This is a genomic window from Thiorhodospira sibirica ATCC 700588, assembly GCF_000227725.2.
Taxonomy (GTDB): Bacteria; Pseudomonadota; Gammaproteobacteria; order Ectothiorhodospirales; family Ectothiorhodospiraceae; genus Thiorhodospira; species Thiorhodospira sibirica.
Genome location: NZ_MU255056.1, coordinates 2,675,658 through 2,700,853 on the forward strand (window position 1 = coordinate 2,675,658; position 25,196 = coordinate 2,700,853).

A 25,196-nucleotide genomic window follows, 5' to 3' on the forward strand; every position below is an offset into this window, starting at 1 on the left:
AGGGTTTGTTTTGTTGCCGCGACGCTGGGTTGTTGAGCGGACCTTTGGCTGGCTGAACCACTCACGCCGTCTGAGCAAGGACTACGAGCGCTTGATGTCGAGCAGCGAAGCCTGGATTTATCTCGCAATGATTCGACTGATGGCTAACCGCTTGGTTTGAGGCGGTAGTTTCCAAACAGCTTCTGAGACGCTTGCTGAAGAACCCGTTGGTGTGTCCAACCGAGATCATGCAGCCGTTGGCGATGGCCGAACTGGCGCAGGCGGCCCGTCACGATCAGACGGTGTGCCTGAGTCTGGATCAAACCGATTTTGGGGATCGGATGGCGTTGCTGGTGTTGGCCTTGCGCGTGGGCGAGCGGGCGTTGCCGTTGGTTTGGTGGGCCAGGAAAGGCGCGGCGAACATCGGCTGTGCGGGCCAGAAGCCCTCCTGGAGACGGTGTTGGCTTGGCTGCCGGCTGGGGCGCGGGTGCTGCTGTTGGCGGATCGGTTCTACCCATCGGCGACGTTGTTCGCGTGGTTGCATGCGCACGAATGGGGCTACCGGTTGCGCTTGAAGGGGAATCTGCGGTGGACACCGGCGTGGCGGAGACCACGACCGGGGATTTGGCCAAGGGTGTGCGAGAAGCGTATTTCCGGGTGTGCGCCTGTTCGCCTCTGGGGTGGTGACCCACCTGGGAATTGTGCATGAATCCGGTCATCCGGAGCCGTGGATGATTGCCATGGATGCGGATTCGACCCGTGCGCGCGTACTGGACTATGCCACGCGCTGGGGCATCGAGCCGATGTTCTCCGACTTCAAGGGGCGAGGATTTGGCTTGGGGGATTCGCACCTGCGCCCTGCGGATCGTTTGGAACGCCGGGTGTTGATCATGGCCTTGGCGATGTATGGGTGTGTGCGCATTGGGCGCGAACAGGCGTGCCACCCTCCGACCCCGCTCGAAAAAAAACCAAGCACAGGACGATCCGAACCACTGGAGCTTCCGCAAGCTCGCCCGCAGCCTGGTTTCGTGGTTCACACGTGGCTTGCGCTACCTGATGCGCTGTCTGCAAAACGACCTGCCGCTGCCGGCTTTTCGTGCCCGTGAGTAAATTGATAGGTGGTAAGGGGCGCAGGGTTGCATGGCGCTCCATAGAATGCGGCATCAAGATGATGCCGTCACGAAAAACTCCCCTCCTTTTTAAGGAGGGGTGGCGCGCAGCGCCGGGGTGGTTTAAAAAGCCTTAAAACCAACCCCCTCCCCGCCTGCGGCGGGACTCCCCCTTGGCAGGAGGGAGAGTTTTTGACGTGGCGCTATGTGGTGGTATTGAGGGCGGTTATGCGGGTGTATTCCTGCATCCCTAAGACCAGGGTGCGCAGGTCTAAGACCAGTAGCACTGAGCCGTTGCCCAGCAGGGCGGTGCCGGAAAAGCCGTGGAGTTTGCCCAGAAAGCCTTCCATGGGTTTGAGGATGATTTCGATGCCTTCATGAAAGGCATCGACGATGACGCCGACCAGTTCTTCGCCGATACGAATCACCAAGACCGGGAGTTCTTCGCGTGCCCGGTGGTTTTCATGCAGATCAAGCAGTCGTGCCAGACGCACTAATGGCACGACCTGTTCGCGTAGCACAAAGGTTTCCTGGTGTTTGATGATATTGATGGCTCGCGGGTTGATTTTGACGGTTTCGGAAACCACGTCAATGGGTACGCCAAAGCGCTGTTCGGCGACGGTGACGCCCATTACCTGGGTGACGGTCATGGACAGCGGCAGACTGAGTTTGACCTGGGTTCCCTGACCCAGTGTGCTGCTCAGTCGCAGGCTGCCGCCGGAGGCGTTGACTGCCTGGCGCACCACATCCATGCCCACGCCGCGCCCGGAAAGGTCTGACACAATGGCCGCTGTGGAAAAACCGGGCAGCAAGACCAGTTGAATGGCCTCTTCATCGGTGATTGCTTCCAGGCGTTCTTCGGATAATAAGCCCTTTTCAAAGGCTTTGAGTTTGACAATCTGGGGGTCAATGCCCTTGCCATCGTCGGTGATGTCAATGATCACCCGGTCGTTGTCCGGGTAAGCCTTGATGCGGATGGTGCCTTCCTCGGGTTTGCCGGCGGCCTTGCGCTGCTCGGGCAGTTCGATGCCATGATCAATGCTGTTGCGCAGGATATGGATCAAGGGATCGGCCAGCGACTCGATGATGTTTTTATCGGCCTCGGTTTCCTCGCCTTCTACCACCAGATTGATGCGTTTGTTGAGCTTGCGGGACAAATCGCGCACCAGGCGCGGAAAACGCTGAAAAATATTAGAAACAGGGAGCATCCGCACCTGCATGATGGCGCCTTGCAATTCCTGGCTGATGCGATGCACGATGCTGTATTGCTCCTTGATCTCGCGGGATAATTCGCGCACGCCGAATTGTTGCTCGGCGCGGTTGGCCAGATAGGGCAGGGCATTTTTGGCCACCACCAGCTCGCCGATGAGATCCATGAGCAGGTCAATGCGCGCCTGATCAATCTTTAATACCTTGGGAATCAATTGTTCGCGGCGTGTCCCATCGGCGGCGCTGGCCGCACTGCCGCCTTCGGCTTTGTGGCTGATGGGGCTGGTGCTCTCCTCGGCGGTGTCTTCTTCCAGGGGGAGATGCATGGCAATATCGCTTAAGATGTCGCCGAGCAGATTCACCAGGGTTTCGCTGCTTTTGTGTTCCAGGGCGCTTTCGCGGCATTCTGCGACCTCATCAACCAGATCGACCAGCCCCACATAGCGCAGCGCGTTGCTGACGGTTTCGCTCATTGACAAAATCCGCCCGCGCCAGCATTCCTCTTCCACCGGAATCACCAAAATGGCCAACTGCGTTTGCAACAGGGCGGCAAAGCTGGCCCATTCTGCGGGGCTGACCTCGCGTGTTTTATGAAGTGTGACGGTGCCCTGTGTCGAGGATGCCCGCGCTGAGGAATCTGCCGCTGTCTGTTCATCGGCATGCCTTTGCAGGGGTATCCAGTCCGGAGCTTGCTGGGTACGCATCGCATCGAGCAAAGCCTGTAGCACGGGGCGCTCGGGCTGGGTCTTGAGCAGGCACTGTAGCCAACGCAGGATGGAGGCGGGCCAGGATTCGGGATTGGCCAATGCCAGCAGCGTCTGGGCGGCACGTTCCAGGCTGGCCAGATCGTTTTGCGCAAGCCATGTTTGTGCCTCTTCCATAAAGTCTTCATAGACCGGCCCCTCGTTCGGGGTGCCGGTGGGGATGACATAATCCAGTGCATGCAGCGGGGTGATTTCAACTGCTTCGGCCATGTAACGGAAATGTTCCACCAAGGCGCTGCGTTCACTATCACAGACCAGGCGCAAATCCAGGCTGCACTGATAGGGGTCGAGTTCTGTCGGGGGCGGTAAGGGGGCGGTCAGGGCAATCGCCCGACCAACCACCCCAGGGGCATTGCAGACCACAAACAGGGGGTCTTCACCGCTAAAAAAAGCGTCGCGTATGGGGCGGTAACGTACTCCGAACAGGGGTGACGAGGGTTCACCGTCGGGGCGGCCTTCGGCATCGACGCCCAGGGTGCGCAGATAAAACCCCACGCGCTGGCTTTCGGGCAGGTCTTTAAGCCACGCCACCGATTTGACCGGCGGGGCACTCGCCGTTGCAGAGCTTAGGTCGGCCTCCTCATCGCTTTCTTTGGGCACCAGGGCGCGCAGCCGAACGGCCAAGGCCTGCGAAGGCTCCTCGGCATCCGCTGGCAGCGCCTCGTCGGTTTCCAGGACATCAATCCACAAAGACACCAGATCGAAGGTGGCCAGCAATAAATCACCGATTTCGGCGCTGTAGCTCAGGCGATGGTCACGCAAGGCATCCAGCAAATCCTCCGCCGCATGCACCAGCCGCGTCATGGGGAGAAAATCAAACAGGCCCGAGGCCCCTTTGATGGTGTGTACGGCGCGAAAGACCTCATCAATCACCGCGCTATCATCGGGGTGACGCTCCAGTTGCAACAAACCACGACCGGTGGTTTCCAGCAGGTCACGGCTTTCGCTGATAAATTGTGCCAGTATCGGTGTCATGGAAATTAGCCTTAGCCTTCCCCGGTGAGCATGCGCACCTCAAGGATGAGTTTGTCTGGATTGACGGGCTTGACCAGATAATCATTGGCGCCAGCGGCAAAGGCACGGTTGGCGTCTTTTTTTTTGGCCTCGGTGCTGATCATGACGATGGGAATATGCGCCAAGGTCCGCTCCTGGCGAAATTTGGTCACGGTGGTATAGCCATCCATGACCGGCATATTCACGTCGCACAGCACGAGATCGAAGTGGTGTGAGAGCGCTTTTTCCAGACCTTCCAGGCCGTTGGTGGCCTCATCGACATAAAAGCCCTCGGCTTCCAGCACTTGACGCACATATAAACGCACGGTGGCGGCATCATCAATCACCAGGATTTGTTTCATCACCATCCCCTACAGCGGTTTTTGGTACACGATGGCCTCTGGAAACTTGCGCACCGTAAACAACGAAGAAATGCGGCTCATCGATTCCGAATGCCCCAGACAGATAAACCCGCCGGGATTGAGCGCACCAAAAAACACTTCTGCGGCCTCGCGCCGCGAAATATCATCAAAATAAATCAACAAGTTGCGGCAAAAGATGATGTCAAAGCCCCGGTATTGTCGAGTGGTGGCGCGATCCGAGAGATTCACCTGGGTAAATTCCACCGAGCCACGCAAATCCTCAATGATCTGATGTTCCTGATTCCCGACCGGTTTGAAATATTTGCGCAACAGGTTGGGCGGGAGATTCTGTAAAGAGCGGGTGCCATAGCGCCCTTCTCGTGCCAGATCAAGGATTTTGGTATCAATATCCGAGGCGACGATCTCGATATCCCATTCATCCACCTGCGGCCAGTATTCCAGCAGCCAGATGGCAATGGAGTAAGGCTCTTCCCCCGAGGAGCTGGGAATCGACCAGATCTTGATCGGGCGCTTGGCGGCGCGATAGGCGGTAAGCTCGGGCAGCATTGAACGCACCATGCAGCGAAACTGGTAATCCTCGCGAAAGAAATAAGTCTCGTTGACCGTCATCGCGTTGATCAGGGTTTGCAATTCCCGTCCTGATGCCTCAAAGCGCAGATTCATGAAATAGGCATGAAAGCTGTCTACGCCGGTTTTGGCCATGCGCTCTAAAATGCGCTTATCGACGAAATAGCGCTTGCTTTCTTCAAAGTAAATGCCTGTCTTACGATAAAAATATTCCCGAAACTTAAGAAATTCTTCATTCGTGATCACAGGCTCAGGCTGGCCATGCATAACACCCCCACCGCCGCGTTTCAGGTCTGTATCAAGATACAAGCAGGCATCTCTCCGCTCAGTTTGGATTGGCGCCACGGATCCGTCGGATCGCGATATCGGCGGCGAAGCGTAAAAATGGGTCATTGGCAAACCGTCCCGGCAAGGCGTCAATGCTTGCAATCATTTCTGGTGAGCCCACCTCGGCCAATAAATCCACGGCGGTGGCGCACACGTTGATGTGAGTGTCTTCCTCAATGACCCCCAGCAGCCACTCCGGGGTCATCGGGTGACATAAGGATTCGAGCACATTCACGGTAAAAATACGCACATCGGAATCCGGGTCATGCAACATATCCTGCATATATGGGGCCAAGGCATCGGGCATCTGGCGCAGCGCCTCAATGACTCCATTGCGCAAGGCCGCATCTTCGCTTTTTAACAGCGGAATCAGCCCCTTGACGGCGGCATTGTTATTGATGCGGATGAGGCTGGTAAACAGGGCATCGCGCACCGCCATGTTTTGCTCTTCTTCCAGACAGCGGCACAGGATTTCGGCGGCCTCGCTGTGTTCGCTCAGATCCAGCGCGGCCCAGCGGCGAATATCAGGTTTATCGGAACGCAATTGTTCCAGCAAGCCCGACAGATCACGCGCACTGTGACGGTGTTCCTCCGGGGGCGCTGAAACCGTTTTTTTGATCAAAGCCATGTGTACGACCTCAACGTAATAGGGATTGCCGGTCAGTAGTAAGGTATGCCGCCACCGTCATGCGCTTATTTGCTCCGGCGATGTGACACCGGCCCCGCACTAGGCCGAGGCCCAGCGATTCAGATGGCGCGCCACCTCATCACTGCGGCAGATAACATCCGCCCCGCCACGGGCAATCAATTCCGCCGGCATCCCAAAGACCACCGCCGAATCCTCCGATTCAGCGATACAGCGCCCGCCGCGTTTGCGCACCTCGGTCATGGCATCGGCCCCATCATAGCCCATGCCGGTGAGCATCACGCCGATTAACTGTTCAGCCGGATAATGCTCCAGGGCACTGCGCACCATCAGCTCGACCGACGGATGCCACAGATGCTGCGAAGATTCCGGACGCGGCAACAGCATCGGCCCGCTAGAGCGGCGGGTAAACACCAGATCCCCGCCCCCACGGGCGACGTAGATATAGCCCGGCTGTACTGGCGTAAGCGCCGTGACCTCCACCACCTCCAGCGCACATAAATCATTCATCCGCTGGGCAAAGGTGTGGGTGAAATTCGGGGGCATGTGCTGGCAGACCACCACCGGGAAGGGATAATCCGCCCCCAGCAGCGGTAAAATCTCTTCTAAAGTACGCGGCCCGCCGGTGGAAACACCGATCAACACCACATGCATCTCCAGCTTGCCCGAGGTTTTTGCCGTGGTGCTGCGGGTGGTGCGGGTTGAGGCCGCCTTGGTATTGGCCTCGCGAATCCGTTGCGTGAGTCCTTTCACGCTGCGCAACTTGGCCCGGGCCGCTGCTCGCACCTTGGCGACAATCTCCTGACCGACCTTGTCGATGTTAAGCGAAATGGTGCCGCCGGGCTTGGCGACATAATCAATCGCCCCCATATTCAGGGCCTCAAAGGTCGCCAAGGCACCCTTTTCTGTCAGCGAAGACACCATGATCACTGGCGTGGGCCGCTCCACCATGATATGTGACAGGCAGGTCAGCCCGTCCATCTCCGGCATATTGATATCCAGGGTGATCACATCCGGCTCAAAGGATTTAAGCTCCTCCAGGGCCTCCTTACCATTACGGCAGGTGGCGATGCGAAAATTACCCTCTGCCTCAAACAGCGTCACCAGATGACGGCGCATCAAGGCCGAGTCTTCGACAATCAACAGCTTGATCACAGCGCATCCTCGGCAGATTGAGCCACGGCATCAGCGGGTTCAGCCGGTGCCGGGGCTGCCGGTTTGGCCGGAGGTGCTGGCGGTGGGGCCGCCTCTGCGGGTTTAACTGGCACTGCAGGTTTAGCCGAGGCGGCTGCCGGCGCTGCGGGTTTGGCCGGAGGTGCTGGCGGTGGTGCCGCCTCTGCAGGTTTAACCGGCGCTGCCGGTGTCGGGCTGGCGGGTTTTTCTACCGACGCGCGCGCTGCACCGTTGGCACCGTTACCATTGCCATTAAAGCCTTGGCCGACCGCAACCTTGGATAAGACCTCAATCTCGTGGGCATCCATCATCTGGTCCACATCCAGCAGCAGGATCATGCGATGCTGCGCTTCCAGATTGGCGACGCGCTGAATGATTTCGGCCTGTTCGCTGGAAAGGCGCGGGGCGGGGCCTATAACGGCCTTGGGCACCTTCAGCACCTCCGAGACAGAATCGACGATAAAGCCGGTGCGCGTCCCGTTGATCAAAAACACCATGATGCGCTGGCGGTCATTGCGGGTCATATCCGGCAGACCGAAACGCCGCCGCTGATCCACCACCGGCAACACCGTGCCGCGCAGATTAATGACCCCTTCGACAAAGACCGGCGCCTTGGGAACCCGCGTCAAGACCTCGGGCACGCGCACAATCTCCTGTACAGAAGCAATCGGCACGCCGAATTCCTCATGCGCCAGCCGAAACACCACCATCTGCTCATCATCATCCATCACATAACTGCTCTCATCATCCAGGGTGCCCTCGTGGGCGGTGTCTTCGGTGTCTTTCATGGATTCCACAGTCTTGATGGCCTCATGAATGCTCTTGTGATTAAACATGCGCTCGGCGGATAAAATGGACACCAGGCGCTTGCCGCCATCAATGCGGCAGATCGATTCGATCTCCTGAATATCCTGATTGCGCGCCAGCAGCCCCGGCATCTCATCGACAATCGAGCGTTGCACCCGCAACACCTCGTTGACCGTATCCATCACAATCCCCACCGACACGCCTTCATCCAGCGAAATCACCACAATGCGATTATGCTCAGACAAGGCCTCCATCGGCAGATTAAACATCAGCCGCAGACTGACCAACGGCAACAGGCGATTGCGCAGCGTCATGATACCCAGCACATGCGAGCGGGAATTGGGTACCTGCATGATATGCTCAGGCACCTGCACAATCTCTTGCACCCGCTCAATGGCAATGGCGTATTCCTGCTCGGCCACGACAAAACTCACCAACTGCAACTCATCGTTATTGGCGCGGCCAAGCATATCGTGATGCTGCGCACTCCCGCCCTGCATCAAGGCCAGGCTGGAAGCATCGCGCATATTTGCGGAAAGCTCGGCAAATTCACGCTCAATCAGGGCGGAAAAATCCAGAATCATGATCATCTCATGACCGCCGGCGTTATTGATCACCCCTTCGAGAAAATCGCTGTTGACGGTGGACTGAATGCTGGTCACATCTTCAATGTGTTGAGGTTCCACCGAAATCACGCTGGCCACCCGGTCAACCACAAAGCCGACCGGGATACCATGATCAATCACCAGCACACGGGTACTGTCATCATCTTCACGCACCGAAAAATTAAAGATATGGCGCAGGCTGATGATCGGTAGCACCTGCCCGCGCAGGTTGGAAAGCCCTTTTAAACTGGGCGGTGACAAGGGAACGGCCATCACCTCCGGGGCACGAATGATCTCACGCACCGGGGCCATGGGCACGGCAAAGACCTCCTTATCCACCAAAAAGGTGACAAACTGGCGGTTTTCGCCTTGTTCCGATAAATCCTCTGTGCTGGCTTGCATATTCTTCTCCCGAAGGCATCGGTAAATGGCGATGATCAGGCATTGCTTTGCAGTTCATCGGCCAGCGAGGCAATCTCCTCAATGGCCGCTGCCAGTTCTTCCGCCCCCTGTGCCTGCTGCTTGCTGGCGGCTGCGGCCTGGCCCGATGCCTGCTCGGCCTCAGCGGCTGCCGCCGCAATCTGATCCGCGCCTTTTTTGGCCTCAATCAACTGCTCGACGATGCTTGCCGAACCGGCAGAAATGGTGCGATTACCCTTCAATACCTCGGTCATCTCGACTTCCATGCTTCCCAGGTTTTTGGTGATGGCAGCGGTTTTTTCCACCTCGGAGGTGGTATTGGCGGTAATATCATCCAGATCATGGCGCACCATCGCAATCTGATCCTGCACCGATTTCACCAGATCCTTGATACGATCCGCATTTTCGGCGGAATCATGCGCCAGATTGCGAATATCGGTGCTGACCACCGCAAAGCCTTTGCCAAACTCACCGGCACGGGCGGCCTCAATGGCCCCGTTGACCGCCAGCATATTGGTCTGAATCGACACTGTGGTAATCGCATCGACAATCTTGTCAATGCGCCGCGACACCATCTCCAGGGCATTGATCTGATCACGGCTTCTGCGCGCCTCATCCAGCGCCTTGGTAATCCCGTCGACCAGATTGTCCACGGACTCCTTGTTTTCATTCATAACGGCTGCCATGGTTTCGCATTTTTTCACCGCATCAGTGGAACGCTGGTCGGAGAGCTTGGCCCCCTTTTCAATCTGCGCTACTGCCGCACTGGATTCTTGCGAGGCGGCTGCCTGCTGCTGTGCGCCTTTGCGGATCTGATCAATGGCCGCCATAATCTGCGCCGATGAACGATTGATTTCCTGCACCGCTGAAGATAATTGCTCGGCGGCGGAGGCCACCTCTTCGGCGCTTTTGCTAATGTCAGTACTGTTTTTGAGATCCTCGGCCAGCTCGGAGAGATTTTGCGCGGCCTGTTCTGACTCCATCAGGGCCTGGGTTTGCTCGCCAACGGTTTTTACGGCCTCTTCACAGGCGGAGGACTGCTCTTCAGCGGCAGCGGCAATGTCTTCAGCGCCTTTTTGCGCATCTTTGCCCGCCCGTTCAGATTCCTGCGAGGTGCGCAAAATATCCTGGGCACCTTTCACAATGGAGTCCAGATCGGAGCGCATCTGGTTGAGTTGGGCGATGATCGTCGAACTTTTTTCGACCTCTTTGGAGACGGTATCCGCCGAACGGTTGATGCCCTCGGCGATGACCTTGACCTCCTTTTGAATCTGCGTCACCAGATCCTGAATATCCTTGGCGCTTTTTTCCGAGGTTTCGGCCAAGGTACGCACCTCATCGGCTACCACCGCAAAGCCCTTGCCATGCTGCCCGGCGCGGGCCGCCTCAATCGCCGCATTCAGCGCCAACAGGTTAGTCTGATCGGCAATCCGCGCCACCGCCTTGACAATATCACCGATATTGGCCGCCTGACGCTCCAGCTCCTCAACCCGCTTGACCGAACCGCTTTGCTGTTCAGCCGCCGCCCGCACCGCGACGACGGTCTTCTCAATCTCTGAGGCCACCGACTGCACCAGAGTCTGCAACGACTCGGAGCGGTGCATAGAATTGCGCGCTGCCTCTGAGGTTTCTAAAATATTGCGCGCAATCAGTGTCATGGCGCGCTGCGATTCCTGTGCCGCGCCGGAGGCCTGCTCGGCACCGCTGGCGATTTGATCCATCGCCCGTTTGAGTTCTTCAGCGGCAGAACTGGCCTCATTGATACCGCTGGAAAGCTGCACACTGGCTGAGGCAATGCGCTCCGCCACCTGCTGCTGTTTGGCCAGTGTGCGCGCCTTGCGGCGCTGTTCGTCCGCCATACGTTGCGACTGGCGCTGGGCGGCATCCTCAGATGCCTCATGCCCGCTGGCCAATCGACCCTGATTTTTCTTTACTAAAGTCATAACGGCCCCCTTGTGACCTGATTCAAGCACGTTTCGCCAAACATCTCAAAAGCCTTAATCCCGACACCCACGCTCGCCGTATAACTCCCTGCACAGCGGCGCTACACACCCTGCAAAGCAAGGCCCTGCCACCGCAGCTACCCAGGAAACGAGGAAAGAAAAGATCGCCACCTGCCTGCGCCGCGCCTGCCTGCCGCGACGCACGCGGCGCAGGCAGGAATGCGTGTTGTGTGCCCGGATAGTTAAGCCAACCGCCTTAACTTAATCATTTTTGATGCAAAATACCCGCCAAACCCCCTGCCTGCGCCGCGGCAGGCAGGCAAGTACGCCCCAAACAGGCCGGTAGCGCCAAGCGCTGCGGATGGCATCTTCACGGAGCGTGACAAACAGCGGCCCACGCCTGCGCAGATGAGGCAGATATTGCCGCTTGATCCAAGCGCTTGCTGCGTGTTTTTCTGATTTTGGATGATCTGGGCAAAGCATACAGCGACGACACTCTGGTGCTATGTGATGTATCGGCCAGACGGCCAAATAGTTGAATGGGCATTATAACGCCCCATAGAAAATAATGATCCTGCCTGTTATGGCGCAGCAGGGCTTGACTTCAGGTGATATCCCCCAGAGGTGCCATGAAACTTTAGTCGTTAATCGGTTATCATAGCCGCCCCTAACACAGCAAATTGACTCGTTCACTACATCATGCTCACCGGTATCATCAAAAAGATTTTCGGCAGTCGCAACGATCGCATCGTTAAACGCTATAGCAAGCACGTTGCCCAGATCAACGCGCTGGAAAGCCAGTATCAAGGGCTTGATCTGGCTGCACTGGCGCACAAGACCACGGAATTTCGGCAGCGTCTGCAACAAGGCGAGGCGCTGGATGCCTTGCTGCCGGAGGCCTTTGCGGTGGTTCGCGAGATGGGCCAGCGAGTCTTGGAGATGCGCCATTTTGACGTGCAGCTGATCGGCGGCATGGTGTTGCATGATGGGCGTATTGCCGAGATGCGCACCGGTGAGGGTAAAACCCTGGTGGCCACGCTGGCGGCGTATTTGAATGCTTTGCCTGGTCAAGGCGTGCATGTGATTACAGTCAATGATTATCTGGCGCGCCGCGACGCGGTATGGATGGGGCGCTTGTATCATGCGCTGGGACTCAGCGTCGGGGTGATCAATTCCTCCGGCGGGCTGGGGCCGGATATGGCCTCGTATCTTTATGACCCGGAGTATCAGCCGGAAAACGGTCAGGGCTTTGCCCATCTGCGCCCGGTCAGCCGTAAAGAGGCCTATGCGGCAGATATTATTTACGGCACCAATAACGAATACGGTTTTGATTATCTGCGCGATAACATGGCCTTTCGCGCCGAGGAGCGGGTGCAGCGCGGGCTGAATTACGCCATCGTGGACGAGGTGGACTCGATTCTGATCGACGAGGCGCGCACGCCGTTGATCATTTCGGGCGCTACCAACGAAAACTCCGATCTGTATCAGCGCATGAATGCCATCGTGCCCAAGCTCTCACGTCAGGAAGAGGAGGAGGGTGCGGGGGATTACAGCGTGGATGAAAAGCTGCGTCAGGTCTTTTTGACCGAAGAGGGTCAGGAAAAGAGCGAGCAGCTTTTACAGGAGGCGGACATCCTGCAGCCGGGGCAGGGGCTGTATGATGCGGCCAGCATTTTGGTGTTGTATCACCTGAATGCGGCACTGCGCGCCCATGCCCTGTTTCAGCGCGATGTGCATTATCTGGTGCGCGATAACCAGGTGCAGATCATTGATGAATTCACGGGCCGCATCATGAGCGGGCGGCGCTGGTCTGAGGGACTGCACCAGGCCATTGAGGCCAAGGAAGGGGTCACGATTCAGCGCGAAAATCAAACGCTGGCCTCCATCACCTTCCAGAATTATTTCCGCCTGTATCAGAAGCTGTCCGGCATGACCGGGACCGCTGACACCGAGGCCTTTGAGTTTCAGCAGATTTATGGGCTGGAAGTGGTGATTATCCCGACCAATAAGCCGATGATCCGCAATGATATGCAGGATCTGGTGTATCTGACCCAGGAAGAAAAATTCCAGGCCATCATTGAAGACATCAAGGACTGTCAGCAGCGCGAGCAGCCAGTGCTGGTGGGCACGGCCTCGGTGGAGACCTCGGAATATCTGGCCGGTTTACTGAAAAAAGCCGGGATCAAGCATCAGGTGCTCAATGCCAAGCAGCATGATAAAGAGGCGCTGGTGGTTGCCCAGGCGGGTCGTCCAGGCGCGGTAACCATTGCCACCAATATGGCCGGACGCGGTACCGATATTGTGCTGGGCGGCAGCCTGGAGGCCGAACTGGAAGATCTGGGCTCAGGGCTTGATGCTGCCAAGCTTGCCCAGGTCAAAGCCGACTGGCAGGCTCGTCATCAGCAGGTGTTGGACGCCGGTGGTCTGCATATTATCGGTTCGGAACGCCACGAATCCCGCCGTATCGACAACCAGCTGCGCGGCCGTGCGGGGCGTCAGGGCGATCCGGGTTCTTCGCGTTTCTTTTTGTCACTGGATGACAATCTGATGCGCATCTTTGCCTCTGACAAGATCAAGCACATGATGCAGCGCCTGGGCATGGAAAAAGGCGAGGCCATTGAGAATGCCTTGGTGACGCGGGCGATTGAAAACGCCCAGCGCAAGGTCGAGGCGCATAACTTTGATATCCGCAAAACCTTGCTGGATTATGATGATGTCGCCAACGATCAGCGCAAGGTGGTCTATGAACAGCGCCGCGAGCTGTTAGAAGTCGATGATATCAAGGAAACCATTGAGGCGATCCGCCACGATGTGGTTGACGGTGTTATCAGTCAATATGTCCCCGAGCAAAGCCTTGAAGAACAGTGGGATATTCCTGGCCTGACCCAGGCCCTGCAGCATGAATTCGGGCAAACGCTGGAGCTGGCCACTTGGCTGGCCGAAGACGATGAACTCAATGAAGAGTCGCTGCGGGCGCGGATTCATGCAGCCATTGCCCAGGCGATAGAAGATAAAGAGGCGGCAGTGAGTGCCGAGATTTTGCGGCGAGTGGAAAAGGATGTGATGCTGCAAGTGCTGGATACGCAGTGGAAAGACCACCTGGCGGCGATGGATTATCTGCGCCAGAGTATCGGTCTGCGTGGCTATGCGCAGCGCAATCCCAAGCAGGAATACAAGCGTGAAGCCTTTGAGATGTTTCAGGCCCTGCTGGAGCGCATCAAGCATGATGCCATCTCCATGCTCTTGCGCATTCAGGTGCGTTCCGCCCAGGATATTGAGCGTATGGAGGCACAGACCCAGCAGGCGCAGAATCTGCAATACCAGCACGCCAGTCCGCAAGGGCCGTTGTCCGCTTCAGAGACGAATCAGGACGAGGACAACACCCCGGCGCAGCCCTACAAGCGCGATACGCCCAAAGTCGGGCGCAATGATCCCTGCTGGTGTGGTTCCGGTAAAAAATTCAAGCAATGTCATGGCAAATTATCGTAAACGAGAGGACGCATGACGGTGCGTAGCGACACCTTGGGCGGTGTCGCCTACCACGCTTTTGCATGGAACATGCGCAATGAGTGGCTGACGTGGGTCACAGGGGCTTGTTCTGAGATGGCATCGAATACGCTACATGGCGGCATTAGCACGCCAACACAGGAATGGCTCCCAGAATCATGGTTTTTTCGCTATCATCATCGTGTTTGTGCAAAAATAGCTGTTTAGCCCTCCGCCAAAAAACTCAACGGACGGATCAACGTATGGGCAGTCACGGCAACACGCCAACCTCTAAATCCACCGCAAGCTCTGATGCTTGCCAGCCAACCGCTTGATTTAACGACTGTGGAATCGAATCACTATAATCGTACGCTGGCCTTAGCGGCAGTTTTTCAAAGTGCCTACCTGGTCAGGGAGGTTGCCTGGAATGGGCAGTGTGATCAAGCGCTGCTGGACATCATGATTTCCAGTCTGCTGACCTTTGAGGCGCAAAGCATTGAGCATGTCTATGATGGCGTGCATCATCTGCGCAAGGGACTGGAAGTGTGTGCGGCGATTTTGCTCGAATCGGGCAGCTCGGATCCAGAGCATGTGGAAATCGCCCGTTATGTTGTGGTGCTGTTATTTTTGCAGCGTAAGCTGATGAAGCGCCCGGATATGCTGGACACGGTGCGGGTGGGTATTGAAGCCGCTCAGGCGCAAACGGAATACTTTGATAAATTGCATGAAAATGTCATTGCCCGGCTGGCAGAGACCTATCAGAGCACGATCAGCCAGATTGGCCCACGGATTATGGTGCAAGGGGATCAGGTACATCTGGGACAGCGTGACAAAGCGGACAAGATTCGCGCCCTCTTACTTGCAGGGATTCGTGCGGCAGTGCTGTGGCAACAGGCGGGCGGCAGTCAGTGGCGCATGCTGTTTTCCCGCAAGGCGATGCAGCAAGAGGCGGCACAGATTTTGGCGCGTCTGGACAGTGCCTAAAGCGTGGCATCCTTGCGCTTGGTTGCGTGGGACGGTCGGCTTGGCTAGACTGCAGACTTAAGCCTTGCTCAAGGCAGCATCATTTCCAGCAACGTTCACATTATCTAGGATAATCAGATCCACGGGATACCCAGCAAATGCGTGCAATAAACGGCGAACTGCAAAGAATTATCGACGCCCGCCACCATGATCCGTTCAGTCTGTTGGGCTGGCATCCATTGGCAGGTGATCGCGCCGTTGTCAGAGCCTATCTTCCTGGCGCGCACGAGGTCGTGCTCGCCGATATCAACGCCCCGATGAAGCCTGTCGGCTCTACGGACATGTTTGAATGGAAAGGAAAAAAAGACGCCTTACCGATGCCGTATCGCATCCGCTGGAGCGATGGCCACGGCCATGAGCACATCGCGCACGATCCTTACTGCTTTCCGCCGCAGATCTCGGAGTTCGATCTGCATCTGTTCAATGAAGGTCGCCATTGGCACGCCTACCGCTTTTTGGGGGCGCACCTGCATTGCGTAGATGGCATTGATGGGGTGTTGTTTGCGGTCTGGGCACCCAGTGCCGAGCGGGTCAGCGTGATCGGCTCCTTTAATCAGTGGGACGGGCGCCGTCATCCGATGCGGGTGCGCGGGGGCAGCGGCGTGTGGGAGCTATTTATTCCGGGGCTGCAGGCCGATTGCCTGTATAAATATGAGATTCGCCAGCGCGACAGCGGGCAGATTCTGCTTAAATCCGATCCCTATGGCCAGCAGTTTGAGCTGCGGCCGCACACGGCCTGTGTGGTCACCGCGCCGAGCAAATTTGCCTGGGAAGATCAGGCCTGGTTACAGGCCCGTGGGGAAGATAACTGGCTCAAACAGCCCATGTCCATCTATGAGGTGCATCTAGGCTCCTGGCGGCGCGATGCCAACGGCCAGTTTCTGGATTATCGCACCCTGGCCCATGAGCTGGTGGCCTATGTCAAGCAGATGGGCTTTACCCACATTGAGCTATTGCCGATCACCGAGCATCCCTACGATGCTTCCTGGGGCTACCAGACCACCGGTTACTATGCTCCGACCTCGCGCTTTGGCAAACCCGACGATCTGCGCTATTTTATCAATCAATGTCACCTCAATGGCATCGGCGTATTGCTGGACTGGGCACCGGGCCATTTTCCCAAGGATGCGCACGGACTGGCGCGTTTTGACGGCTCTGCCCTGTATGAACATGAAGACCCCCGGCTGGGCGAACACCGCGACTGGGGCACCTTGATTTTCAATTACGGGCGCAATGAAGTCCGCAATTTTCTGGTGTCCAGTGCCATGTACTGGGTCGAGGAATTTCATATTGATGGCCTGCGGGTGGATGCCGTGGCCTCCATCCTCTATCTGGATTACTCCCGCGAGGCCGATGACTGGCTGCCGAATAAATACGGTGGCAATGAAAACCTCGACGCCATTGATTTTCTGCGTGAACTCAATGGCACCGTCCAGGGCCAGCATCCGGGTGCTTTGATCATTGCCGAGGAATCCACCGCCTGGCCACAGGTGACGCGCCCGGCCTGGCTGGGCGGGCTGGGCTTTGCGATGAAGTGGAACATGGGCTGGATGCATGACACCCTGGAGTACTTCAAGCACGATCCCGTACACCGTCACTATCATCACGACCAGCTTACCTTCGGTCTGCTCTACGCCTTTACGGAGAACTTTGTCCTGCCCTTCTCGCATGATGAAGTGGTCCACGGCAAACGCAGCCTGCTCTACCGGATGCCGGGCGATGAATGGCAGCGCTTTGCCAACCTGCGCCTGCTGTACACCTATATGTACACCTATCCGGGCAAAAAATTATTATTCATGGGCTGTGAATTTGCCCAAGGGCGGGAGTGGGATGCCGCCGCCGCGCTGGACTGGTATGTTCTGGATTATCCCTTGCATCAGGGGATGCAGCGTCTGGTGAGTGATCTCAATCACCTGTATCGTGACCAGGAGGCCTTGCACCGGCATGATTTTGACTGGCAGGGCTTTGCCTGGATTGATTGCCATGATGCGGCCCAGTCGGTGATCTCCTTTGTGCGCAAAAGCGAACGCGGCCAGACCATTCTGGTGGTGTTGAATTTTACCCCGGTGGTGCGCCATGACTACCGCATCGGTGTACCTAAGCCCGGCTGCTATCGTGAATTGCTTAACTCAGATTCCATGTACTACGGCGGCAGTAATGTGGGCAATTTAAGCCTGCACAGCGAACCGCAGGCCTGGATGGGACATCCCCATTCCATCAACCTGACCCTGCCACCTCTGGGGGCCTTGGTGCTATGCTGTGACGCTGCCACCGACGAGCCTTGTGCATAATGTTGCGCAGCGCCAATGCTAAGCACAAATAGACACATGTGCATTCGTGGTTCAAACCCCCGCATGGAAAGCGATTCGCACGGGTACTGATTTGATGCGTGATCCGGATACATCGCCCGCGATCTTTGTTCCGACGCAATTACTCTCACGCTTGATGGGGGATCAGGCCTTTGCTGAGCTGCTCTTGGATGCCTTCTTGGAAGACACCCCCAAACAGCTGCAGCGCTTGGCAGAACAGGCCCGGCAAGGTCAACTGATGGAAGTCAAGCGCCTGGCGCATTCGCTCAAAGGGGCCGCCGGCAACGTGAATGCCCCGCGCTTGCAGGCGTGTGCGCAGGTCATCGAACACGCCGCAGATAGCGGCAATACCGTCGAAGTTTGCGCAAAACTTCCCGAATTAACGGGACATTTTCACGAACTGGCGCACGCCATTGAAACCTTCAAAAGGCAACGCCGCTAACGGGCTTTGCTGTGATAGAGACACGGCAGTAGATAGGCTTTTGCATGAGAACATTGATCGTCGAAGATGACCTGACCAGCCGCTTGCTGCTGCAAACGATTTTACAAGATTATGGCACCACCCATGTTGCCGTCGATGGGCTTGAGGCGGTTGAGGCGGTGCGCCTGGCCATTTTGTCCGGTGAGCCTTATGAGCTGATCTGTCTGGACATCATGCTGCCTGAGTTAAGCGGACATGATGCGCTCAAACAGATTCGGGCGCTGGAAGAGACCCATGGCATCTTTTCTCCCGCTAATGCGAAAGTCATCATGGTGAGTGCGCTCAATGACCTGAAAAATATTCATGTGGCTTTTCATAATTTGTGTGATGCCTACCTCACCAAACCGATTGCCAAGATTCACTTGCTTGAAGAACTCAAAAATCTCAAGCTGATCTAGGGGGCCAAGGCGTGCAAGCGTCGCCAGCCGCAGTGAGTGATCGAGATTCATGCATTTTTGCTTTTTTATCTTAAAATAAGGAGCGGGCAAAAACGGACTGAGGTGCATTCATGGTGTGCCACAGGCTTTGGCGCGCACGCGATACTTAAAACAACATCATGGCTGGTAACGATGTCATCTGATCACACCGCTGACAGTATGCATAAACGGCATTCCCTTTCATTAGAACCCGAGCAGGTGCTGGTGATTGCCGATGATGATCAACGTATTGACCAAATCCGCATTGTCCTTGAGTTTATGGATGTGCGTCCGGTTCTGGTCAGTGCCCGACAATGGCAGGTTTCCGTCAATGGGCAAGATACAACATGGCTTGCCGCCTTGGTCAGTGATTGCGCCCAGGTGGATCTGGCAAAGCTGCTGACAGAGCTTAACCGTTGGAGTCCGCGCTTACCGCTGGCGCTCATCGGTGAAGATCCGCCAACTCCCGAAGATGTCCGTCTATCCACTCAGGTGGTCCGCTGTCTAAGCTATCCCCTGCGTCATCCTGAACTGGCCGATGCCTTGCGCCGTGCCCGCTATTTCTGGATCAGTGGCGATGCCACGCAGACCCAACGGCAGACAGAACTGATGCACTCCCTGGTGGGACGTAGCCAGACCATGCAACGCCTGCGCTATTTGATCTGTCAGGTGGCCGAATCGGATGCCAACGTCCTGGTCTTAGGCGAGACCGGCACGGGCAAGGAGGTCGTGGCGCGCAATATTCATTCGCTCTCCAGTCGGCACAACAAGCCTTTTGTCGCGGTCAACTGCGGTGCCATCCCCCCCGATCTGCTGGAAAGCGAACTGTTCGGCCACGAAAAGGGGGCTTTTACCGGCGCGATCACCTCGCGCCAGGGGCGTTTTGAACTGGCCAATGGCGGCACTTTATTCCTTGATGAAATCGGCGACATGCCCTTGCCGATGCAGGTCAAGTTATTGCGGGTCTTGCAGGAAAAAACCTTTGAACGGGTGGGCAGTAATAAAGCCTTAACCACCGATGCGCGCATCATCGCCGCCACCCACCGTGATCTGGATACCTGCATCAAGGAGGGGAGCTTTCGTGAAGACCTGTATTACCGGCTGAGTGTCTTTCCGATTGAAACTCCGCCGCTTCGCAATCGCAGTGAGGATCTCCCCTTATTGATCAGTGAACTGGTGGCGCGCCTGGAAAGTGCGGGCCGTGGCAGTGTGCGGGTGTCCAGCGGGGCCTTGCAGGTGCTGGCGCGCTATGAATGGCCAGGGAATGTGCGCGAACTGGCCAATCTGATTGAGCGTCTGGCGATCATGCATCCTGGCGAGACGGTCGAGGTGGCCGATCTGCCGCGCAAATTCCGCGAACACCTCGACGAGAGCACCCTCTCCGAGCTGTCCCAGAATCAGTCCATCTCCGGGCCTTTGGCCCTGCCTGCCGGGCGCTTACCGGAATCGGGCATTGATCTGAAAGAATACATCAGCGAACTGGAAATGCACATGATTCGCCAGGCCCTTGACGAAAGTGCCGGCGTGGTCGCCCATGCCGCCAAGCTGTTGGGAATGCGGCGCACGACCTTGGTAGAAAAGATGCGTAAATTTGGCATCCAGCGCGATGATGAAATGACGGGAATTTGACGGGCCGTGCGCCCGCCGCCCACTCATTACCGCTTCCTCCCTCCTGAGTTATTGTCTTTAAAGCCAAAATCATTCTTGGCACACAATCTGCTTAAAAGCATATAAACGTCATTTGACGTATCGGTATCTACCTGGGTACGCCATCCCCAAAGCGCCATACAGCGGTCTTTTGCGGATATGCGACCACTTCTTGATCTGCGAAATCATGCAAGAAGGGTAGGTCACAGAAGTATGTGCAACGGGTAGTTCAAGTGGAGCCAAGAGAACTCATGAATTCCAAAAGCGTATTGATTGCGGATGAAGACGAGGATTGGCGTGTCCGGCTCGGTGAGGCCCTCTCCGGTGAGCGTTACCGGGTGATTGACACGGCCGACGCGGCTCAAGTCCCGGCCATTCTAGAGCGTGAAACCATTCACGTCGTCGTCGCTGCGCTCAAAGGTCGTGGACTTGACGGCATCAGTTTACTGCGTCGTCTGCGGCGGCGTGGTGGTTTACTGGCCCCGGTACTATTGACCAGTCACGCCACCGGCATTGGGGTAGCCGTGGAAGCGATGCGCGAAGGGGCTGCCGATTTTGTCCTCAAGACCGCAGGCACCGAGGCCGTGGTCGAAGCGATTCGCCGCCTGATCGGAGGCATGCCAGATACTTCCACCGTGGATTTAATCGCCAAAGATCCCAAGAGTATGCAGCTACTCTCCCTGGCTGCCAAAGTCGCCGCCTCGGAGGCTACCGTGATGCTCAACGGCGAATCCGGGGTTGGCAAAGAAGTGTATGCCCGCTTCATCCATGCCCATTCCAGCCGTTGTGACGGTCCTTTTGTCGCCATCAACTGTGCAGCGATCCCGGAAAATATGCTCGAAGCAGTGCTGTTCGGGCATGAGCGGGGCGCCTTTACCGGGGCCTATGAAGCCCGCGCCGGGAAGTTTGAGCAGGCTCAGGGCGGTACTTTGCTGCTGGATGAGGTGTCCGAGATGGACATGGGCCTGCAGGCAAAGCTGTTGCGTGTCTTGCAGGAGCGCGAGGTGGAACGTCTCGGCGGACGCCGCGTGATCTCTTTGGATGTGCGCGTGCTGGCAACCTCTAATCGCAATCTGCGCCAGAGTGTCGAAAGCGGCCATCTGCGCGAGGATTTGTATTATCGCCTGAATGTTTTTCCCCTGTGGATTCCACCGTTGCGCGACCGTCCCGACGACATCCTGCCGTTGGCACAGCGCATGATTGAACTGCACGCCCGTGGCACCCGCCAACCCCAACTGACTTCATCCGCCATGGCGCGTTTGCTGGATCATCCCTGGCCGGGCAACGTGCGCGAACTCGATAACGTCATTCAGCGTGCCTTGATTCTGGCACCCGGTGAGCGTCTGGATGCCAGCGTCATCCGCTTTGAGCCGATGGGCAATGAGCCTGTCTCCGTCATCAGCGCCTTCGATGATCTCGATGATCTAGATTTCGATCACGATGAGGATGAAGATGATTTGCCGGGCTATCTGGATATGGATTTGCGCTCGCGTGAAGAGCGCCTGATCCTTGAAGCTCTGCGCGCAGAAAGCGGCAAGCGCAAGGAGGCAGCCGCCCGCTTAGGGATCAGCCCGCGCACTCTGCGCTACAAACTCGCCCGGCTGCGTGAGGCCGGTGTGGCCATACCCGGCTAAGCAAAAAGCCCTGCCGTGGCGATATCACCACGGCCCAAACACCTTAGAAAATCCCCGCTTCGGCGGGACTTACCAAGCAACCTACGTTCAAACAGGAGATTATCCTAATGAGTCAGCAAATTAACGACGTTGTATTCCAAATGCGCCATCTGGCCCACCAATCCGGTCTGGAGGTTGAGCTGCCCGCTGCGCGTGATGATGGCGTCAGTTTTGCATCAGCCCTTAAGTATTCGCTGGATCAGGTCAATGCCCTCCAGCAAGAGTCCAACCAGCTCTCCACCCGTTTTGAGCTGGGTGATCCAGAGGTGGATCTGGGTGAGGTCATGGTCGCCATGCAAAAATCCAGTCTGTCGTTTACCGCGCTCACTCAGGTTCGCAACAAGCTGTTAGAGGCGTATCAAGACATCATCAAGATGCCGATTTAGGCCCAAATCCATGCCCGGCGCCGTCCTGAATACAGGCGGCCCGGCAGTTCAGGTTTTCACATTACTCACAATTATTCGCCATTAAGAAAAGAGCAAAGAGGCAAAATCCATGGCCACCGCATTAAGCACCGTGCTGAACGACCAGGTACAAGGCTTTACCAAGCTGCCGGCACAGCAGCAGGTAGGCATCATGGTAGCTGCCGCCGCCGTGGTGGCCTTGGTTATCACTCTGTTTATCTGGATCACCCGTCCAACCTATGCACCGCTGTACAATAATCTCAGCGAACAAGATGCCGCACAGATCACCGAGGCATTAAGGATCAACGGGGTAAACTACCGTCTGGATCCAGCCACGGGCGCCATCATGGTGCCGGAAAGCAATATCCATGAGGCACGCCTGCAAATGGCCTCCGCCGGGCTGCCCAAAACCCCCGGCTTTGGCTTTGAGATTTTAGAGCGTGATCAGGGGCTGGGCACCAGTCGCATGGTGGAAACGGCCCGCTATCATCATGCCCTGGAAGGTGAGCTGGCACGCACCATCAGCACCATCGCCAGCGTGGAAAGCGCCAGGGTGCATCTGGCCTTACCGCGTGACTCCGTGTTTGTACGCGAACGCACCAAAGCCACAGCCTCGGTCATCGTGACCCTGCTGTCGGGGCGCTCACTCAATGAACAACAGGTCACCGGCATCGTGAATCTGGTGGCCTCCAGCATCGCCACCCTCGACCCGGAAAACGTCACCGTGGTGGATCAACAGGGCCGCCTGCTGACCAATCACGATGATAAGGATGAAATGAGCCTGCGGGCGGATCATCTGGAATACGCACAACGGGTTGAAGAAGGCTTTGAACGGCGTATTGTGCAAATCTTAAGTCCGCTGGTAGGTCTTGAAGGCGTCCGCGCTCAAGTGACTGCTGATCTTGATTTTTCACGGGTTGAGCGCACCCAGGAGGCCTATGACCCGCAGTTTTCGGCACTGCGCAGCGAACAGATCAGCGAAGAAGAAACCCGTGGCATGATCGGTATCATGGGGGTTCCGGGTGCGTTGGTGAATCAACCGCCTCCCGGTGGCGCCATTGCCCAGGGTGAAGGCGTGGAAGGCCAGCCTGAGCCAGAACTGCCCAGCAGCATGAGCCGTCGCAGTACCCGTAATTTTGAAGTGGATCGTACCATCAGCCATATCCGCGAAGCCCCCGGTTCCTTGCGCCGCCTGTCGGTCGCCGTGGTGGTCGATCATCGCCAGGTGGCCAATGCAGAAGGGGTCTTGGTACGTGAAGCCTGGCCTGCCGAGGAAATGGAGCGTATCAATGCCTTGGTGCGCGATGCGGTCGGCTTTGATGCACGGCGCGGAGATAGCGTCAATGTGATCAATGCCTCCTTTAGGCCCGCGCCGGTGGAGATGATGGCCGAACAGCCCTGGTGGCGTGAAGCCTGGATTCAGGAACTGGCCAAAACCGCTTTAGGTGCCTTGCTGATCCTGATTCTGATTCTGGCGGTCCTGCGTCCCTTGTTACGCACCTTGGCTGAAAAAGGCGCCGCAGAACGTGAAGCCCTTGAACAAATGGCCCTGGAGGACCAGATGGAAGATGACCAATTAACGCTGGGCCATGATGGTGAACATGCCCAGGGGCAGCTTGAAAGCCCTGAGAAAAAAGCCGAAAGCTTTCAGGATAATCTGGAACTGGTGCGCAATTTAGTGCGCGAAGATCCCAAACGTGTGGCCCAGGTGATTAAAGTCTGGATCGCCACCGACGCAGCCTAAGAGAGTGTGCTATGGAACCTGAAAATGCCACCCCGGTAACCCAAGGGGCAGAAACCATCCTAAATAAAAGCCGCCTCAATGGCGCCGAACGCGCCGCCGTGTTGATGATGAGTTTGGGCGAAGAGGTTGCGGCTGAAGTGCTCAAGCACATGGGACCCAAGGAAGTGCAGCGCATCGGGGCCACCATGGCCGCCTTGCAAAACATTACCAAAACCGACATCGGCCATGTGGTGGATGACTTTATCCGCCTGGTCGAGGAACAAACCGCGCTAGGCATCGGTTCAGATGAATACATCCGGCGCATGCTGGTCACCGCGCTCGGTGAGGATAAGGCCGGCAGTCTGATTGATCGCATCCTGCTGGGGCGCAATTCCAAGGGTCTGGAGGCGCTTAAATGGATGGATCCACGCGCAGTGGCAGAAATCATCAGTCTGGAACATCCGCAGATCATCGCCATTGTCTTGACGCATCTGGAGCCCGATCATGCCGCCGAGGTGTTATCCAATCTGCCCGAGCGTCATCAACCTGACGTAATCATGCGCATTGCCACGCTCAACGGCATTCAGCCCAATGCGCTCAAAGAACTTGACGATATTCTGGAAAAACAGTTTGCCGGGGAAAATGTTGCCCGTACCTCGAATATCGGTGGCGTCAAAACGGCGGCAGAAATCCTTAACTTTGTCGATCCCTCCAAGGAATCGATCATCATGGACAGCATCCGTCAGGCCGATGACGATTTGGGCCAGACCATTGAAGATTTGATGTTTGTGTTCGATAACCTGGTTGATGTGGATGATCGTGGCATTCAGGCACTGCTGCGTGAAATCTCCTCCGATGCGCTGGTTATGGCGCTCAAAGGGGCAGACGAACCGCTCAAGCAAAAGATTTTCCGCAATATGTCCAAGCGTGCCGGCGAAATGCTGCGCGATGACTTGGAGGCCAAAGGGCCGGTTCGTCTTAGCGAAGTCGAAGCCGCTCAAAAAGAAATTATTGCCATTGCCCGCCGCATGGCCGAGGAAGGCGAACTGGTCTTGGGCGGCAAGGGTGGCGAACAAATGCTCTAGGCGCTAAGGCAAACGCCTGGCGTG

The 25,196-nt window shown here is 56.8% G+C and carries 19 protein-coding genes and 2 pseudogenes; 14 read left to right on the plus strand and 7 right to left on the minus strand.

Translation table 11 applies throughout. The features are described from left to right. The 3 genes from THISIDRAFT_RS12425 to THISIDRAFT_RS14945 form a co-directional block, all read left to right on the plus strand. The coding region (locus THISIDRAFT_RS12425) for a transposase (RefSeq protein ID WP_221914049.1) at positions 1-160 on the plus strand (160 nt) is incomplete at its 5' end. Positions 161-191: 31 nt separating this feature from the next. Continuing rightward, on the plus strand, positions 192-554 hold the full coding sequence (locus THISIDRAFT_RS14940) for a hypothetical protein (protein WP_246585393.1): 363 nt from the start codon (positions 192-194) through the stop codon (positions 552-554). A gap of 84 nt (positions 555-638) precedes the next feature. After that, positions 639-1,085, plus strand: a complete 447-nt coding sequence (locus THISIDRAFT_RS14945; protein WP_246585394.1) for a hypothetical protein — start codon at positions 639-641, stop codon at positions 1,083-1,085. Positions 1,086-1,291: 206 nt separating this feature from the next. Here the strand turns inward: THISIDRAFT_RS14945 and THISIDRAFT_RS12435 are convergent, their stop codons facing one another. The 7 genes from THISIDRAFT_RS12435 to THISIDRAFT_RS12465 all read right to left on the minus strand — a co-directional run bounded on the left by THISIDRAFT_RS12435 (position 1,292) and on the right by THISIDRAFT_RS12465 (position 10,925). After that, the gene (locus THISIDRAFT_RS12435; RefSeq protein WP_006787733.1) at positions 1,292-4,036 is read right to left on the minus strand and encodes a chemotaxis protein CheA; all 2,745 of its coding nucleotides are present in this window, start codon (positions 4,034-4,036) and stop codon (positions 1,292-1,294) included. 11 nt (positions 4,037-4,047) lie between these two features. Beyond that, positions 4,048-4,416: a response regulator gene (locus tag THISIDRAFT_RS12440; RefSeq protein ID WP_006787731.1), complete on the minus strand. Its 369-nt coding sequence runs from the start codon at positions 4,414-4,416 to the stop codon at positions 4,048-4,050. A 9-nt stretch (positions 4,417-4,425) separates the two neighbouring features. After that, the gene (locus THISIDRAFT_RS12445) at positions 4,426-5,313 is read right to left on the minus strand and encodes a CheR family methyltransferase (protein WP_246585395.1); all 888 of its coding nucleotides are present in this window, start codon (positions 5,311-5,313) and stop codon (positions 4,426-4,428) included. 16 nt (positions 5,314-5,329) lie between these two features. After that, positions 5,330-5,959: a HEAT repeat domain-containing protein gene (locus THISIDRAFT_RS12450; protein ID WP_006787729.1), complete on the minus strand. Its 630-nt coding sequence runs from the start codon at positions 5,957-5,959 to the stop codon at positions 5,330-5,332. Positions 5,960-6,058: 99 nt separating this feature from the next. Beyond that, on the minus strand, positions 6,059-7,132 hold the full coding sequence (gene cheB, locus THISIDRAFT_RS12455) for a chemotaxis-specific protein-glutamate methyltransferase CheB (protein WP_006787728.1): 1,074 nt from the start codon (positions 7,130-7,132) through the stop codon (positions 6,059-6,061). Next, on the minus strand, positions 7,129-8,964 hold the full coding sequence (locus tag THISIDRAFT_RS12460) for a chemotaxis protein CheW (protein WP_006787727.1): 1,836 nt from the start codon (positions 8,962-8,964) through the stop codon (positions 7,129-7,131). Before THISIDRAFT_RS12460 ends, cheB begins: the two co-directional genes overlap by 4 nt. A gap of 35 nt (positions 8,965-8,999) precedes the next feature. Further along, positions 9,000-10,925 carry a methyl-accepting chemotaxis protein gene (locus THISIDRAFT_RS12465; protein WP_006787726.1) on the minus strand — a complete coding sequence of 642 codons (1,926 nt, stop codon included), beginning with the start codon at positions 10,923-10,925 and terminating at the stop codon, positions 9,000-9,002. Between the two features lie 699 nt (positions 10,926-11,624). On the opposite strand from THISIDRAFT_RS12465, the pseudogene secA reads away from it, so the two are divergent. The 11 genes and pseudogenes from secA to fliG form a co-directional block, all read left to right on the plus strand. Further along, positions 11,625-14,190, plus strand: a pseudogene (secA, locus tag THISIDRAFT_RS12470) (preprotein translocase subunit SecA); the annotation flags it as partial. A 128-nt stretch (positions 14,191-14,318) separates the two neighbouring features. Further along, positions 14,319-14,414: pseudogene (locus THISIDRAFT_RS15410) on the plus strand (SEC-C metal-binding domain-containing protein); the annotation flags it as partial. Positions 14,415-14,756: 342 nt separating this feature from the next. Beyond that, entirely contained in the window at positions 14,757-15,395 is a 639-nt protein-coding gene (gene hflD, locus THISIDRAFT_RS12475; RefSeq protein WP_040852492.1) for a high frequency lysogenization protein HflD, read from the plus strand. Positions 15,396-15,532: 137 nt separating this feature from the next. Continuing rightward, positions 15,533-17,725: a 1,4-alpha-glucan branching protein GlgB gene (gene glgB, locus THISIDRAFT_RS12480; RefSeq protein WP_006787723.1), complete on the plus strand. Its 2,193-nt coding sequence runs from the start codon at positions 15,533-15,535 to the stop codon at positions 17,723-17,725. 46 nt (positions 17,726-17,771) lie between these two features. Next, positions 17,772-18,185 (plus strand): Hpt domain-containing protein, encoded by a 414-nt coding sequence (locus THISIDRAFT_RS12485; protein ID WP_139064034.1) that lies wholly within the window; start codon positions 17,772-17,774, stop codon positions 18,183-18,185. Positions 18,186-18,229: 44 nt separating this feature from the next. Further along, a complete protein-coding gene (locus THISIDRAFT_RS12490; RefSeq protein ID WP_006787721.1) occupies positions 18,230-18,622 on the plus strand; it encodes a response regulator in 393 nt (130 codons plus the stop codon). A gap of 171 nt (positions 18,623-18,793) precedes the next feature. Beyond that, positions 18,794-20,269: a sigma-54 dependent transcriptional regulator gene (locus THISIDRAFT_RS12495; protein WP_006787720.1), complete on the plus strand. Its 1,476-nt coding sequence runs from the start codon at positions 18,794-18,796 to the stop codon at positions 20,267-20,269. A gap of 269 nt (positions 20,270-20,538) precedes the next feature. Continuing rightward, positions 20,539-21,921 carry a sigma-54-dependent transcriptional regulator gene (locus THISIDRAFT_RS12500; protein ID WP_006787719.1) on the plus strand — a complete coding sequence of 461 codons (1,383 nt, stop codon included), beginning with the start codon at positions 20,539-20,541 and terminating at the stop codon, positions 21,919-21,921. A 107-nt stretch (positions 21,922-22,028) separates the two neighbouring features. After that, complete coding sequence (gene fliE / locus THISIDRAFT_RS12505; protein WP_006787718.1) at positions 22,029-22,346, plus strand: flagellar hook-basal body complex protein FliE; 318 nt, start codon at positions 22,029-22,031, stop codon at positions 22,344-22,346. Positions 22,347-22,455: 109 nt separating this feature from the next. Further along, a complete protein-coding gene (fliF, locus tag THISIDRAFT_RS12510; protein ID WP_006787717.1) occupies positions 22,456-24,108 on the plus strand; it encodes a flagellar basal-body MS-ring/collar protein FliF in 1,653 nt (550 codons plus the stop codon). A gap of 11 nt (positions 24,109-24,119) precedes the next feature. Then, positions 24,120-25,172 (plus strand): flagellar motor switch protein FliG, encoded by a 1,053-nt coding sequence (gene fliG / locus THISIDRAFT_RS12515; RefSeq protein ID WP_006787716.1) that lies wholly within the window; start codon positions 24,120-24,122, stop codon positions 25,170-25,172. Positions 25,173-25,196: the final 24 nt, after the last annotated feature.